Source organism: Vibrio eleionomae (genome assembly GCF_009874545.1).
Lineage (GTDB): Bacteria > Pseudomonadota > Gammaproteobacteria > Enterobacterales > Vibrionaceae > Vibrio > Vibrio nitrifigilis.
The window spans coordinates 109,381-124,968 of the sequence record NZ_WEKT01000005.1; the positions used below are offsets into that span (position 1 = coordinate 109,381).

Annotated in this window: 13 protein-coding genes; 9 read left to right on the plus strand and 4 right to left on the minus strand. The window is 43.1% G+C overall.

The annotated features are described in order from the left end of the window. Window positions 1–23 precede the first annotated feature (23 nt). The 3 genes from F9817_RS04805 (at window position 24) to hldE (ending at window position 5,783) form a co-directional block, all read left to right on the plus strand. On the plus strand, window positions 24–1,280 hold the full coding sequence (locus tag F9817_RS04805; protein ID WP_161153825.1) for a methyl-accepting chemotaxis protein: 1,257 nt from the start codon (window positions 24–26) through the stop codon (window positions 1,278–1,280). A gap of 160 nt (window positions 1,281–1,440) precedes the next feature. Beyond that, the gene (glnE, locus tag F9817_RS04810) at window positions 1,441–4,287 is read left to right on the plus strand and encodes a bifunctional [glutamate--ammonia ligase]-adenylyl-L-tyrosine phosphorylase/[glutamate--ammonia-ligase] adenylyltransferase (RefSeq protein ID WP_161153826.1); all 2,847 of its coding nucleotides are present in this window, start codon (window positions 1,441–1,443) and stop codon (window positions 4,285–4,287) included. Between the two features lie 65 nt (window positions 4,288–4,352). Beyond that, window positions 4,353–5,783 (plus strand): bifunctional D-glycero-beta-D-manno-heptose-7-phosphate kinase/D-glycero-beta-D-manno-heptose 1-phosphate adenylyltransferase HldE, encoded by a 1,431-nt coding sequence (gene hldE, locus F9817_RS04815; RefSeq protein ID WP_161153827.1) that lies wholly within the window; start codon window positions 4,353–4,355, stop codon window positions 5,781–5,783. Between the two features lie 83 nt (window positions 5,784–5,866). Here hldE and tolC read toward each other — a convergent pair whose 3' ends face one another. Then, window positions 5,867–7,189 carry an outer membrane channel protein TolC gene (tolC, locus tag F9817_RS04820; RefSeq protein WP_161153828.1) on the minus strand — a complete coding sequence of 441 codons (1,323 nt, stop codon included), beginning with the start codon at window positions 7,187–7,189 and terminating at the stop codon, window positions 5,867–5,869. A 237-nt stretch (window positions 7,190–7,426) separates the two neighbouring features. On the opposite strand from tolC, the gene nudF reads away from it, so the two are divergent. The 6 genes from nudF to parC all read left to right on the plus strand — a co-directional run bounded on the left by nudF (window position 7,427) and on the right by parC (window position 14,365). Beyond that, window positions 7,427–8,056: an ADP-ribose diphosphatase gene (gene nudF, locus F9817_RS04825; RefSeq protein WP_161153829.1), complete on the plus strand. Its 630-nt coding sequence runs from the start codon at window positions 7,427–7,429 to the stop codon at window positions 8,054–8,056. Then, window positions 8,044–8,493, plus strand: coding sequence for a DUF1249 family protein (locus tag F9817_RS04830; RefSeq protein ID WP_161153830.1), 450 nt, complete (start codon window positions 8,044–8,046; stop codon window positions 8,491–8,493). Before nudF ends, F9817_RS04830 begins: the two co-directional genes overlap by 13 nt. Before the next feature lie 20 nt (window positions 8,494–8,513). Further along, entirely contained in the window at window positions 8,514–9,335 is an 822-nt protein-coding gene (gene cpdA / locus F9817_RS04835) for a 3',5'-cyclic-AMP phosphodiesterase (RefSeq protein ID WP_161153831.1), read from the plus strand. A gap of 61 nt (window positions 9,336–9,396) precedes the next feature. Continuing rightward, window positions 9,397–9,981: an esterase YqiA gene (gene yqiA / locus F9817_RS04840; protein WP_161153832.1), complete on the plus strand. Its 585-nt coding sequence runs from the start codon at window positions 9,397–9,399 to the stop codon at window positions 9,979–9,981. 229 nt (window positions 9,982–10,210) lie between these two features. Next, window positions 10,211–12,097 carry a DNA topoisomerase IV subunit B gene (gene parE / locus F9817_RS04845; protein WP_161153833.1) on the plus strand — a complete coding sequence of 629 codons (1,887 nt, stop codon included), beginning with the start codon at window positions 10,211–10,213 and terminating at the stop codon, window positions 12,095–12,097. Between the two features lie 3 nt (window positions 12,098–12,100). Further along, window positions 12,101–14,365: a DNA topoisomerase IV subunit A gene (parC, locus tag F9817_RS04850; protein ID WP_161153834.1), complete on the plus strand. Its 2,265-nt coding sequence runs from the start codon at window positions 12,101–12,103 to the stop codon at window positions 14,363–14,365. A 51-nt stretch (window positions 14,366–14,416) separates the two neighbouring features. On the opposite strand, the gene F9817_RS04855 is transcribed toward parC, so the two are convergent. From F9817_RS04855 to yacG, 3 genes are all read right to left on the minus strand, one after another. Next, window positions 14,417–14,620: a zf-HC2 domain-containing protein gene (locus F9817_RS04855; RefSeq protein WP_202436337.1), complete on the minus strand. Its 204-nt coding sequence runs from the start codon at window positions 14,618–14,620 to the stop codon at window positions 14,417–14,419. After that, the gene (locus F9817_RS04860) at window positions 14,620–15,243 is read right to left on the minus strand and encodes a sigma-70 family RNA polymerase sigma factor (RefSeq protein WP_202436338.1); all 624 of its coding nucleotides are present in this window, start codon (window positions 15,241–15,243) and stop codon (window positions 14,620–14,622) included. The genes F9817_RS04855 and F9817_RS04860 overlap by 1 nt, the downstream gene beginning before the upstream one ends. A gap of 124 nt (window positions 15,244–15,367) precedes the next feature. Then, window positions 15,368–15,562 carry a DNA gyrase inhibitor YacG gene (yacG, locus tag F9817_RS04865; RefSeq protein ID WP_161153835.1) on the minus strand — a complete coding sequence of 65 codons (195 nt, stop codon included), beginning with the start codon at window positions 15,560–15,562 and terminating at the stop codon, window positions 15,368–15,370. Window positions 15,563–15,588 lie beyond the last annotated feature (26 nt).

Consider the following 15,588-nt stretch of genomic DNA (forward strand, 5'->3'; position numbering starts at 1 on the left):
TTACAACTTCTGGGAGAGTACCAATGGCAACAATGGCCTTTAAGCCATGGGAGCGAGTAATTACTGACGTTCGTCTAGTTCCTCGTATGATTATGCTGATGGTCTTTAGTACCATCTTGATTATTGCTAAGCAGTTGTGGGACGCGCATACCTTTTATCAAGCATTGTTAGCTGCAACCCAAAACACCACTGTTGCCGAGCAACACTATGAAGAATACTTGGTCCAAGTTGCTTGGCAAACTTGCCTGATGATTGTGATTTTTGTCGTGTTGTTACTCTTTGCTGCCCGCGTTATGCTGCGTCAAACTCACTACCTTACCCATGCGATTAAACAGATCTCGAATCGAGATTTGTCACAAACCATTGGAATGGATTGTAAAGATGAATATGGTGATGTAGCCCGCGAACTAGAAAAAGCTCGTGTTCAGTTAAATGACTTAATAAAAACGCAAATTGAAGCTTCCCAAGAGTTAACATCTTTAACGGAAGTAATGGCGTTAAGCATGTCTGAAACGAAAGATTCTGCGATGGAAGAGTTTGATGAGATTGATCAACTGGCATCAGCGATGAGTGAAATGTCCTCAACGGTTCAAACCGTTGCTGAGCATGCTCAAAATGCATCATGTTTGACTGAGAACGCGTCACAACAAGCTTCGGCTGGTCGAGAATTTGTAAAAGATACCGTACGTAAGATGAGTGAATTGTCGAAAGATATTTCTCAGTCTGCTGGCGCCGTCAGCGAAGTTGAAGAGCGAGTTGTTGCGATTGAAACAGTGATTAGTACGATTCAAGGCATTTCTGAACAAACTAACTTACTAGCATTGAACGCGGCAATTGAAGCGGCTCGTGCTGGTGATACTGGTCGGGGATTTGCTGTGGTTGCTGATGAAGTGCGTAACTTAGCTCAACGTACACAAACCGCGACAGTTGATATCCAAGATATGATTGCTCAGTTGCAAGGTAGCGCTAATTCTGCTGTTGAATTGATGGAGAAAAGCGTTGTTGAAGCGGCTGATGGAGTCGAGTTGGTGACGAATGCGGGTAATGAGCTAGATGGTATTGTCGACCAAGTACAGCAGATTAATGACATGAACTTCCAGATAGCGTCTGCGGCTAGTCAGCAAAGTGCAGTGGCAGAAGAGATGAATCAGAACCTGACTAATGTACGTGAGCTGGTGAATGCATCAGTTACTGTCGTAGGGGAACTCTTGGAAACATCGCAAATCATGCAAAATAACGCTGAAGAATTAGATAAGAAAATTACATCGTTCAATGTTTAATGGTTGCAGCACAATATGATTGAAAAGCGCTGGCTGGGTCCAGCGCTTTTTTGTGCTTGGAACATTCCCCCTCGATAAATAGAGATGTTCAATCAGGTACTTGAAGGGATCTTTAGGTATACTCTTTAACATCGCATCTATGACTCGACAAGGATTTATCATGTCATTACCTGCTCCTTTACAATCTTCCAGCAATGCTGTGTTTGCTCAATTATCTTCGGTTGTTAGTACTTCTTCATCATGGTCCGCTTCGTTGTTAGGCGAGCTAGAATCTGTACTTGCCTTGTGCCCATTTGTCGGAGAAGTGTTAGTTCGTGATGAGGGCGTATTACGACAATTACCTGAGTTGCTTACTACTGGCGATAGAGCGGCTGACTATCGTAAAGATTTGGCCGTATTGCTGGCTGATTGTAAGGATGAAGCGAATGCGATGCGTTGTTTACGCCGTTTTCGTAATCAGGAAATGGTAGTGATTGCGTGGCGGGATTTTCTATCTAAGTGGAATGTGGAAGATAGCTTACATCATCTATCGGAATTGGCAGAAGCTCTTATCTTTGAAAGTTATCAGTGGCTTTATCAGCGTTGTTGCCACGATTGGGGAACACCAGTAAACGCTCAAGGGGACCCTCAGCCAATGTTGATTATTGGCATGGGAAAACTCGGGGGCGGAGAATTGAACTTTTCTTCCGATATTGACCTCATTTTTACCTACCCAGAGAACGGAGAGACGGTCGGTGCTCGCCGAGCTATTTCCAATGCTCAATTTTTTACTCGTTTAGGACAGCATTTAATAAAAATGCTCGATCAGCAAACGGTCGATGGGTTTTGTTATCGAGTCGATATGCGTCTACGACCATTTGGTGAAAGTGGCCCGTTAGTCATGAGCTATGCTGCGCTGGAGGATTATTATCAAGAACAAGGACGAGATTGGGAACGCTACGCGATGGTAAAAGCCCGTGTCATGGGAAGCGAAATGTATCCGCAATATCAAGAATTGCGGCAAATGCTTCGACCTTTTGTGTTTCGTCGTTACATCGACTTTAGTGCAATCCAATCGTTACGTCGGATGAAAGCGATGATCCGTAGTGAAGTTCGCCGTCGGGGGTTAACCAATAATATTAAATTGGGCGCGGGAGGCATTCGGGAAATCGAGTTTATTGTTCAAACGTTTCAGTTAATTCGTGGCGGTAGGGAACCTTCATTACGTCAAAGAGGCTTATTGGCGGCTCTAGACGGTATTGAATCATTAGAGTTGTTAGATAAGGCGGATATTCGTTCACTACGATCGGCCTATCTGTTTTTACGCAGAGTAGAAAACCTACTGCAGGCTCTCCATGATCAACAAACTCAAACTTTACCGGATCAAGAACTTGATCAGCAGCGTTTAGCTTACGCTCTTGCTTGTACTGATTGGGATGAAGTGATGGGTCTCATTCAGCAACATATGGCACTCGTGCACTTAGTCTTCGTTAATGTGATTGGGGAAGAAGAGGAAGAGTCTGTACCAAGTGTTCCTGAATATTTTCAAGAGCTGTGGGATATGTCCCATCAAAGTGAAGTGGTGCAACAGATCTTAGAAAGCGATTTACACATGGACGATAGTGAATCACTGATTTCAGCGCTAAAACAATTTAAACATGATCTTGCGAAAAAGACCCTTGGGTTAAGAGGAAGAGAAGTCTTAAGTCACTTGATGCCGAAAGTGTTCCAAGCGATTTTTGCTCATCCTGATGCTCAATTTGGTTTTACACGAGTGCTTGCTTTATTAAATAGTGTGGTGACTCGAACAACTTATTTAGAGCTGCTTGATGAACACCCTGCGGCACTGACGCAATTAGTGAAATTATGTACCGCGAGCCCAATGATTTCTGAGCAATTATCTCGTTACCCTATTTTGCTTGATGAACTGATTGATCCTCAACAGCTATACAACCCAATTGAACCTAGTGAATATCGTCATGAATTACGTGATTTTCTCGCTCGAATTCCAGAAGATGATATGGAACAGCAGATGGAAGGGCTGCGTCAATTTAAGCAAATTTGTCTTTTAAAAATAGCGGCAGCAGATATCGCAGGCGTGTTGGCCGTGATGAAGGTAAGCGACCATTTAACCTATCTGGCTGAAGCTATAGTTGAAGCCGTTGTGCATCAAGCTTGGCTGCAAATGAAAGAAAAATATGGCGAACCTAATCATCTTTATGAGCGTGATGGGCTTGGTTTTGCTGTGATCGGTTATGGAAAAGTAGGAGGTTGGGAGTTAGGTTATAACTCTGATCTGGACATTGTATTTTTACATGATTGTCCTGTTACTGCTTATACCGATGGGAAAAAGGAGATCGATGGTCGCCAATTCTATTTGCGTTTAGCACAGCGAATTATCCATATTTTTTCAACGCGTACTGCTTCTGGCACTTTATATGAGGTAGATACTCGATTGCGTCCTTCTGGCGTTTCAGGTTTATTAGTGAGTCCTGTTGAGGCGTTTGCTGAGTATCAAGCACAAGAAGCTTGGACTTGGGAGCATCAAGCTCTAGTTAGAGCGAGAATGATCTTTGGTGATGCCGAATTGGCAGCCGCATTTGAGTCAACGCGCCACACCATCTTGACTCTAGAGAGGAACGACGAAGCATTACGCCAAGACGTTATAACGATGCGAAATAAAATGCGCGAGCACTTATCGGCTAAGAAATCGGGAAGATTTATGCTGAAGCAAGATGTCGGCGGTATTACTGATATCGAATTTTTAGCACAATATTTGGTACTGCGCTTTAGTTATGAATATCCAAAACTGACAACCTGGTCAGATAACGTGAGAATTTTTGAATCACTGGCTGAACAGAAAGTGTTGAGTGAAGAACAGGCGTTAGCGCTGACAGATGCTTATACCTCAATGAGAAACCAGATTCATCGCCGTAACTTACTGAATCAGTCTGCGGATGTCTCTGATGATAAATTTGTTGAGCAGCGTCAGCGAGTAGAGCAAGTTTGGCAACAATGGTTAGGTTGAGCCTGTTTTAGTCATAGCTAAGGCTATGGTAAACTGCGCCGCATATTGAATTTTGGAGATCCATAATGAAGCCAATCCTACCTGACTACAGTGATGCTGGGGTACTGATCATTGGTGATGTCATGCTTGATCGATACTGGTATGGACCAACTGGACGTATCTCACCAGAAGCTCCTGTGCCAGTTGTCAAAGTTGAGCAGAACGAAGAGCGTCCTGGCGGCGCTGCAAACGTAGCGATGAATATCGCCTCTCTAGGCGGTAAGGCTCGTATTGTTGGTTTAACAGGTAAAGATGAACCTGCTCAAGTGTTAACCGATAAATTATCCTCGCTGAATGTGATGTGTGATTTTGTTGCATTAGATGACTATCCAACAATTACCAAATTACGCATTCTTAGTCGTGGTCAGCAATTGATTCGTTTGGATTTTGAAGACAAATTTGAAAATACTGATCCAGCGTTAGTGTTGACTAAAATGGACCAAGCTCTGCCTAACGTGAAAGCTGTCATTCTTTCCGATTATGCGAAAGGGGCACTAGAGCATGTTCAGCAATACATCCAAAAGGCACGTGCCGCTGGTGTACCTGTGTTTATTGATCCGAAAGGTGCGGATTTTGAACGTTATCGTGGTGCAACGATCTTAACGCCAAATATGTCTGAATTTGAGCAAGTGGTTGGTAAAGTCACTTCTGATGAAGACTTGGTGGAAAAAGGTCGCGCGTTAATTGAACAGTTTGATTTCGAAGCTCTCCTTGTCACACGTAGTGAACACGGTATGACATTATTACGTCGTGACCAAGAACCGTTCCATCTGCCAACTCAAGCGAAAGAAGTTTATGATGTAACAGGTGCGGGTGATACGGTGATTTCTGTATTAGCTTCTTCCGTTGCTGCGGGTAAGCCAATGGATGAAGCTTGTGCCTTAGCTAATGCCGCTGCAGGTGTGGTCGTCGGCAAATTGGGTACATCAACCGTATCGACTATCGAGTTAGCCGAAGCCGTTCATGGCAGTAAAGATTCTGATTTTGGTATCGTTAACGAAGCAAAATTGATTGAAGCGGTTAAGCGTGCTCGTGCGCGTGGTGAAAAGGTTGTGATGACGAATGGCTGCTTTGATATTCTCCATGCCGGTCATGTTTCCTATTTGAACAATGCCGCAGAGCTAGGTGATCGCCTGATTGTCGCTGTTAATACCGATGAATCCGTTAAAAAACTGAAAGGTCCTGGTCGCCCTGTTAACTCCACTGAGCGACGCATGGCTGTTCTGGCTGGATTAGGGGCTGTTGATTGGGTTGTTCCATTTAGTGAAGAAACACCACAACGTCTTATTTCCGAAGTTTTGCCAACACTGTTGGTTAAAGGTGGCGATTACAAACCAGAAGAAGTGGCCGGTGGTAAAGAAGTGATTGCTGCTGGTGGTGAAGTACGCATCTTAAATTTTGAAGATGGTTGCTCAACGACAGAAATCATTGAAGCGATTAAAGGTGGTAAAGGGTAATCCTTGCCAAGAGAACACAAAAACGCCAGCAATTCGAAATTGCTGGCGTTTTTTATTGCGCTATATACTGTGGCGCTACGGCACTAAGATTTCTTCAGTCCCGCATTGATGTCTAATACATCTTGCTCACTTAGAGTCCCTGTCGCTTGGTGCAATTGCAGAACGCTTAGAATGTAGTCATAGCGTGCATCGGCAAGGTTTTTGTTGGCGTCGTACAGGCGACGAGTGGCGTCTAAAACATCCACAATAGTACGTGTACCGACCTCAAACCCTGCTTGGGTCGCTTTTAATGCTGATTTCGCAGAAACCAATGCTTGTTGGTACGCTTTAACTGCACCGACAGAAGCACTGATGTTGTTATTATATGCGCGAACATCTTTAATCACACTACGGTATTGAGCTTCAAGATCTTGGCTTGCTTTGACGAAAGAAAACTCAGCTTGTTTACTCAGTGATGTAAGATTACCACCAGTATAAAGTGGTACAGATAGATTAATGCCTACACTCAGATCTTTTGTGTCATGACCTGCGTATGTATCGTAGTAAGCGTAATCAGAGTCTTGTTCGCTATTGTAGTTGTAGCCGCCATCGAGTGTTAAAGAAGGTAAGTTTTTCGATTTTGCTAAAGCAATTTGATCCTTAGCGATATCTTTACCAATGCGGCTAGCAAGCAGTGTTAGGTTTTTCTTCTCTGCTTGTTCTAGCAGTTGGTGAACCGTTTCTTCTGTGCGAGATGTTGAAAAGCGTTCTGTATCAAGGACGCTTAGGTGAGTTGGCTCTTCACCTGTGATTTCGCGTAGTGATTCATAGCTGTTGGTCAGCTTGTTTTTCGCCAAAATTTCATCGGCTAAAACGGCATCGTACTGAGCTTGAGCATCGTGCACATCCGTGATAGCAGACAAACCTACTTCGAAACGCTGTTTGGTTTGATCAAGCTGGCGACCCACCGCATTTTTTTCGGATTGAACGAAGGCCAGATTATCTTTCGCTCTTAATACTTCGAAATATGCATTTGAAACTCGCATGATTAAGTTTTGTTGCGCTGCCGCGTATCTTGCATCGGCTTGGCGTGCTTTTTTCTCTGCTGTACCTAGCGATAGCCAGCTTGAGCGCTGATAAAGCTCTTGAGTAAAGTTAATACCAGCACTGTATGCTTTGCTATTACGAATGCTTTCATCACTCTCGTTGATTTTGTAACCAGCAGTTAAGTTGATTTGTGGTAAGAGCGAGCTGCGGCTTGAGTTCACTGCTTCAAAGGCGTTATCGCGAACAGCTTCAATACCGAGTAACTGAGGATCATTCTTTTTCGCGAGTTCATAAATTTGGGCCAGGTTGTCCGCCCAAGCAGAAGCACTTAGGCTTCCGAATGCTGCACTAATAAAAAAAATAGGTAGCAGTTTCTTCATTGGTCCTATTCCGCCATTAAAAAATTTTAAGTTCTTTGTTGAAGTGAGTTTATCGTAAATTAGGTTTAATTGATGCTAAAGTTTCCAGATTTTTTCTGTTTACACTATGTTGCATAGATGTACTTAGTATGAATTTTCTAAATAAAAATTTAAAAATTGTATAAAAAGTTGAGCCATGTCCTTGGTTCAACCTTAGTTCCATGAGTAAACTATACGATTCACTGAAGGGGGATACCAATGCAAGACAATCAGCCAATCGGAGAGAAATTTTCGTCTCAAGATCTCGAAATCTTGTCTAAAGAGACTCTGTTTCAGGGATTTTTCCGTATGGTGAAATACCGTTTTAAGCATCGCTTGTTTGAAGGTGGCTGGAGCCAACCTATTGAACGAGAAATGTTTGTTCGTGGTGTTGCCGCAGCGGTACTACCTTATGACCCAGTGACCGATTCTGTCGTGATTATTGAACAGATTCGGGTTGGAGCACTTGAGCATGCTCATCCGTGGCAATTAGAAATTGTTGCTGGTATTTTGGATCGTGATGAAGAGCCCGAAGAGATTGTTCGCCGTGAAGCCCAAGAAGAAGCGGGCATTACTATTGGTAACGTTGAGCGTATTACTGCGTATTATCCTTCTTCGGGCGGTTGTAATGAAAAACTCGAAGTTTATGTCGGTGAAGTGGATGCATCTCTTGCAAAAGGCATTCATGGTTTAGACTATGAAGGAGAGGATATTAAAGTGCATGTAATAAGTCGCGAACAAGCCTATCAGCTAGTGCGAGAAGGCCGTATTGAAAATGGGGCATCTATTATTGCGTTGCAATGGTTACAACTGAACTATGAAACTTTACGAAAGCAATGGCAAAAATAACTTTTCACAATTCTTATCATGTTGACTTGAAAGAGCTTATGCGCGTTTATGAAACGAATTACGCTAAGCTTAATGCTCTCTTGCCTCATAAACCTGAGGTGGGTGAGGTTCGTTGTTATCAAGCGGCGCACATGACATATCAATTGGAAGTGTCTGAAGTCACGAAATACACGACATTAGTCGACATTTGTCAAAGTGATGAGATTGCAGTGTTTCCTTTGCCAACGATGTCTGTCAGGCTATATCACGATGCACGAGTAGCAGAAGTGTTTTCGACTGATCAACTCACTCGAGTTGAGCCTCGCTACTGTTATCCTAACGATAAAATGGTACAGAAAGACGAGAAAGCTCAAGTAAATCGATTTTTAGGAGACTGGCTATCTTTTTGCCTAAGACATGGCATCAGCCGAGCTCCTATTAATATCAGTCCTCAATAATTACTTTAGGTTTATCGATTTTGAACGTGTCGTCCGGTTTAGAGAATTTAGATAGCGTCAAGCTATTGCAGATTACTGATACGCATTTATTTGCGCCTGATGATGGTGGATTATTAGGTGTGAATACGGCTGATAGCTTTACCGCTGTTGTGAATGAAATTCAGCACAACAAAGTAGAGTATGACGCTATTTTGGCTACGGGAGATATCTCGCAAGATCATAGCTTAGAATCTTATCAGCGTTTTGCCGAGGGAATATCTTGTTTAAGTAAACCGTGCTTTTGGTTACCTGGCAACCACGATTTCAAGCCGAATATGGGGGGGGTGTTACCTTCTCCCCAAATTCATGATGAAGTACAAATCTTGCTTGGTAAGCATTGGCAAGTCATCATGCTCGATTCTCAGGTTTCCGGTGTCCCCCATGGGTATTTGAACGATCAGCAACTAGAGTTACTTGAAAAAGCACTCAGCCAGTATCCCGAGCGTTGGTCGTTGGTTGTTTTGCATCACCACCCCGTTCTTGTGGATAGCGAATGGTTGGATCAACACACCTTGAAAGCTAGTGAGGCTTTTTGGTCTGTGGTCAGTCGCCATACTAATGTTAAAGCCGTGCTTTGTGGTCATATTCATCAAGAGTTAGACTTAATTCACCAAGGGGTGAGAGTGTTAGCTACGCCCTCTACGTGCGTGCAATTCAAACCTAAGTCGAATGAATTTTCGGTTGATAAACGTTCTCCTGGTTGGCGAGAGTTAGAGTTAATGGCCGATGGCTCCATCACGACAAAAGTGAAACGATTAGCTAACAGTATGTATTTACCTGATTATAATGCTAACGGCTATTGACCGTTTTTTTACTTTCTTACTTTATCAAAAGTGAATGTGCTTTTTGGGAGATTAAGTCTTTATGTCTCAACCCTCTGTTCTGATTTATATCCATGGTTTTAACAGTTCACCGTTGTCCCACAAAGCTCAGGTAATGGCGCAATACTGTGCTCAGTATCGACCAGATATCCAAGTTATCGTGCCTAAATTACCGTCATTCCCATTGCAAGCCGCTGAATACTTGCGTCAAATTGTTGAACCTCTATTGTCCACACATAATGTTGGCATTATTGGCAGTTCGTTAGGCGGGTATTTTTCAGCGTGGTTACATCAAGAGTATGGTTTACCCGCTGTTTTAGTGAATCCAGCGGTAAGACCTTATGAATTATTGGTTGATTATCTCGGACCGCAAACCAATCCCTATACTCATGAACAGTATGTTTTAGATAAGTCACATATTGCTGAATTAAAAGCGTTGGATTGTCCAACATTAACTCATCCAAAATCTGTTTGGTTAATTATGCAAACGGGCGACGAGGTGCTAGATTTTCAGCAAGCAGTGGACAAGTACAGTGATGCAGTTCAAACTATTGAGCAAGGTGGTGATCATAGCTTTATTGATTTTGAGCGCTACCCCGAAAAAATCATCCACTTCTTAAATCTTTGAGTTTTCAATGCGGGAAACGTCATAAAATTTAATCGTTGCTGATTGATGACGCTTGACAACATATGGTCTTATCCAGACTATGTCCCCCTTAGACTTTCATCGTTTCCCTGAACAAGAAGGCACATATAGATGTTTTTCATCAATCAAACTCGTTGTGATTTGGTGTCAGTTCAATGTTTAGGGTAGCTGTGAAGTTATACATAATTTATCGATAAAAGCATTCCGTATTATGACAGAACAATATAATGCTGGAGCCATTGAGGTTCTTAATGGTTTAGAGCCAGTACGTCGCAGACCTGGGATGTATACGGAAACCAACCGTCCTAACCACTTAGGGCAAGAAGTCATCGACAACAGTGTCGATGAAGCGTTGGCTGGGTATGCAACTAAGGTTCAAGTTATTCTCCATGCAGATCAATCCCTTGAAGTAATTGATGATGGCCGGGGAATGCCTGTAGATATTCACCCGGTAGAAAAAGTCTCCGGTGTTGAACTCATCATGTGCAAGTTGCATGCTGGCGGTAAGTTTTCTAACAAAAACTATCAATTCTCTGGTGGTCTTCACGGGGTAGGTATTTCGGTTGTTAACGCGTTATCTGATCGCGTTGAAGTCACCGTTCGCCGTGATGGACAAGTGTATGAAATTGCTTTTGAGCATGGTAGCAAAGTGTCAGAACTTACTGTTACTGGTACGTGCGGGCGCCGTAATAAAGGGACTAGCGTACATTTCTGGCCAGAAGCCAAATACTTTGATTCTCCGAATTTCTCTGTTAGCAAGCTGATTAATAACTTGCGTGCTAAAGCCGTATTATGTCCAGGCTTAGAAGTGGTGTTTACTGATAAAGTGAACGACAAAGAACACCATTGGTGCTATCAAGATGGCTTAAAAGATTATTTGGCTGAAGGCGTTAAAGGTTTCCCTGTTCTTCCTGAAGAGCCATTTACCGGTAAGTTTTCTTCAGAAACAGAAGCGGCTGATTGGGCACTTATTTGGTTGCCTGAAGGTGGTGATTTGATCACTGAAAGCTACGTAAACTTAATTCCAACAGCCTTGGGCGGGACGCATGTTAACGGGTTACGCCAAGGCTTGTTAGACGCAATGCGAGAATTTTGTGAGTTTCGTAACTTGTTACCACGTGGTGTGAAACTGACTGGTGAGGATGTGTTTGACCGCTGTGCTTATGTACTTTCGGTTAAAATGTTAGACCCTCAATTTGCCGGTCAAACCAAAGAGCGTTTATCTTCTCGCCAAATGTCTGGTTTTGTATCAGGAGTGGTGAAAGACGCGTTTAGTTTATGGCTAAACGAAAAGCCACAGCTTGCAGAACTCCTCGCTGAAGTATGTATCGCGAATGCTCACAAGCGCATGCGTGCGAGCAAAAAAGTGGTGCGCAAGAAAGTGACGTCTGGACCCGCTTTGCCTGGTAAATTGACCGATTGTTCGCAACAAGACTTAAGCCGTACTGAACTGTTTTTAGTGGAAGGTGACTCTGCGGGCGGTAGTGCTAAGCAGGCTCGCGATCGAGAGTTTCAAGCCATCATGCCACTACGCGGTAAGATTCTTAATACTTGGGAAGTCGCGGGCGATCAGGTTCTGGCATCACAAGAAGTGCATGATATTTCTGTGGCGTTAGGGATTGATCCTGACTCTGACAATCTTGATACACTACGTTACGGTAAGGTTTGTATCCTCGCGGATGCGGACTCGGATGGATTACACATTGCAACTCTGCTTTGTGCTCTGTTTACACGTCATTTCCCTGGTTTAGTCGCAGAGGGGCACGTTTATGTGGCAATGCCTCCTCTATATCGTATTGACTGTGGTAAGGAAGTTCATTACGCACTTGATGAACAAGAAAAGGCGAGCATTATCGAGCGCTTGAGTAAGAAAAAAGCCAAGATCAATGTGCAGCGATTCAAAGGTCTAGGTGAAATGAACCCAATTCAGCTTCGTGAAACCACTATGGATCCCAACACGCGACGTTTGGTGCAGTTGACCATCGACGATGCTCAAGAAACCAAAGAAATGATGGATATGCTGTTAGGTAAAAAGCGTGCCGATGATCGTCGCAGCTGGCTACAGAAAAATGGCGATCAAGCTGAAGTAGAGGTGTAGTGAATGTCAGAGATTAACTATGATGGCGTTGAACAGATACCGCTACGTCGGTTTACTGAAGACGCCTATTTAAACTATTCAATGTACGTCATTATGGACCGTGCATTGCCTTACATTGGTGACGGACTAAAACCAGTACAACGCCGTATTATTTATGCAATGTCGGAGCTGGGCTTATCAGCTGCGGCAAAATATAAGAAATCAGCTCGTACCGTAGGTGACGTGTTGGGTAAATACCACCCACATGGTGACTCTGCGTGTTATGAAGCGATGGTGTTGATGGCTCAGCCATTCTCATACCGTTATCCATTAGTGGATGGTCAGGGGAACTGGGGTGCTCCAGATGATCCTAAATCATTTGCGGCGATGCGTTATACCGAAGCTAAGTTGTCTAAGTTTGCGGAAGTATTACTTGGTGAGTTAGGTCAAGGTACAGTCGAGTGGCAGCCTAACTTTGATGGCACGATGAAAGAGCCAAAAATGTTGCCAGCGCGCTTACCGCATATTTTGTTAAATGGTGTGACTGGTATCGCTGTTGGTATGGCGACCGATATCCCGCCACATAATGTGCGTGAAGTGGCAAATGCTGCAGTTCATCTTTTGGATAACCCTAAATCTGAATTAAGTGATTTGATGGAATATGTGCAAGGTCCGGATTACCCGACTGAAGCCGAAATCATTTCACCTAAAAGCGATTTGAATAAGATATATACCACCGGTCGTGGCAGCGTTAAGATGCGCGCCGTGTGGCATAAAGAAGAGTCAGATATTGTAATCACCGCATTACCTCATCAAGTTTCTGGTTCAAAATTGATTGAGCAAATCGCTAATCAAATGCGTGCGAAAAAGCTACCGATGATTGATGATTTACGTGATGAATCCGATCATGAAAATCCTACTCGCATTGTGTTAGTGCCAAAATCAAACCGTGTAAACTGCGATGTGGTGATGAATCACCTATTTGCCTCTACTGATTTGGAAAAAAGCTATCGTGTTAACTTGAATATGATTGGTCTTGATGGCCGACCTCAAGTAAAAGGCATGGTACAAATTCTTACTGAATGGTTGGAATATCGTCGTACGACCGTTCGTTCTCGTTTGCAGCATCGTCTCGATAAAGTACTTGCTCGCCTGCATATCTTAGAAGGTTTGTTGGTCGCTTACTTAAATATTGATGAAGTGATTGAGATCATCCGTAGTGAAGATGAGCCTAAGCCAGTATTGATGGCTCGTTTTGGCATTACGGATATTCAGGCTGATGCCATTTTAGATACGAAATTGCGTCACTTAGCGAAATTAGAAGAATTTAAAATTCGCGCTGAGCAAGAAGAACTAGAGAAAGAACGTGAAAAACTAGAGCAGATCCTAGGTTCTGAGCGTCGTTTAAACACTTTGATCAAGAAAGAGATCAAAGCTGATGCCGAAAAATATGGCGACGATCGCCGTTCTCCACTAGTGGAACGAGAAGAAGCAAAAGCGCTTACAGAGCGTGATTTATTGCCAAGTGAAGCCATTACCGTTGTATTGTCTGAAAAAGGCTGGATTCGTCATGCGAAAGGGCATGAGGTTGACTGTGAGGCGATGAACTACAAGTCTGGTGATAAGTATTTAGCGCACGCTTGTGGTAAGAGTAACTTGCCGGCTGTTTTCTTAGGCAGTGATGGACGTAGTTATTCGTTAGAATCTCACACCTTGCCATCTGCTCGTGGGCAAGGTGAGCCAATAACCGGTCGACTAAATATTTCAGAAGGTTCTTCGATTCGCCAAGTGATCATGGGCGAAGAAAACCAATTATGGTTAGTAGGTTCTGATGCTGGTTACGGTTTTGTCTGTAAAGGGGCTGATCTACTGTCGAAAAACCGTAGTGGTAAGGCACTAGTGAATCTACCTGAAAATGCTGAAATCATGGAACCACAGGTGATTAACGATCTCGATCAAGATGAAATCTTAGCGATTACCGATCAAGGCCGTATGTTACTGTTCCCAATTAAAGATTTACCGCATTTAAGTAAGGGTAAAGGGAATAAGATTATTAATATTCCTGCAGCGAAGGCAAAATCTCGTGAAGAAGTTGTTTCCCAACTTGTCGTTCTGCCGCAAGGTGCTTCAGTGACCCTATATGCAGGTAAACGTAAACTCGGGTTGAAACCGGCTGATCTCGATAATTATCGTGGAGAACGTGGTCGTCGTGGTGGGCTATTACCTCGTGGTTTACAGCGCGTATCCAGCTTGGAAATTAATACTGCGAATAGCTCTGAAGAAGAGTAAATCTTATTTGTTGAGACTAAAGCGGAGCGATTAAGCTCCGCTTTTTATTTGTTATTTTTTATTTTGCTTACGATCTTCAGTCGGGGCTAGGTAGCTTTTAGACATCATTCTAATTTGCACCATTTGCTGACCAAAGCGCCGGCAGGCTTTACACATCGCTGTATGCATATGCAATGTGATCTTTTCCTTAGTCGTTAAAGGGCGGTCTTGTTTTTCCGATAGTAAGCGGGTCGCTTGTTTACAGTTCATCATCATTATGACTCCTTACTAAACCAACGGATTTCTAAGCATTCTCGTAAACGAATTCTTGCTCGATAAAGGGTGACGTTTAAATGATTGCCGGATATTGCCTCATTACTGCAAATTTCGTCACTGTCTAATTCTAGAAATTCTCGCATCATGAAGAGACGACTGTAATTTTCAGGCATCATGCGCAAACAAGTATCGAATATACGCCAAAAATGGTCGTTCTCCATATATTGTTCAGGTTCTTGCCATTGAACCGGACGTTCTGCTTTTTGCCAATGACCGTTATCACTAAAGAGTTTCTCTAATAACTCGTCGCCATGGAGACCTTTCCCTTCCGCGAGATCTTCGGCTGCGGTAAAGCGTCTTTCTTTACGTAAAATATCGATGAGCTTATTTTTTAAGATGGCAAATACCCAAGTTTTAAGTGCTGCTTTACGTGAGAATTTTTCTCGATGTTGAAATGCTGCAAACATGGCTTCTTGAACGGCATCTTCAGCTAATTGAGTGTCTTTGATTTGCAATATAGCAAAACGTAACATTTGTTCTCGTAGCTGTTCATACTCGGCACCAGCAAAGTGGCTGAGAGGATCGGATGTAGAATGAATTGAATAGGGCTCGGATGCGTTCAAAATGATCTTCCTCTGCTTAAGGTCTTTATGAGTTTAGACGAAAGCAGAGGAAGATTAGTGACAGTTAAGATGATAAATAAGTGAAATACTCACTAAGGGGGAGCGTTATACAGAAAGTGTCTTGTTATTGATTTTCTGTCCAGCCTTCTGAATCCGACATATCTGGTGCACCTGGGATGGATTTTTGTTCATCAGCCCATTCACCAAAATCGATCATTTGGCACTGTTTGCTACAGAATGGTCGATAAGGACTTTTTTCACTCCATTCAACCTCGGTTCCACATTGTGGGCATTTTACCACGGTTGGCTTCTTTGACATGGGTATTTCCTGTGTAATCTTGTTTA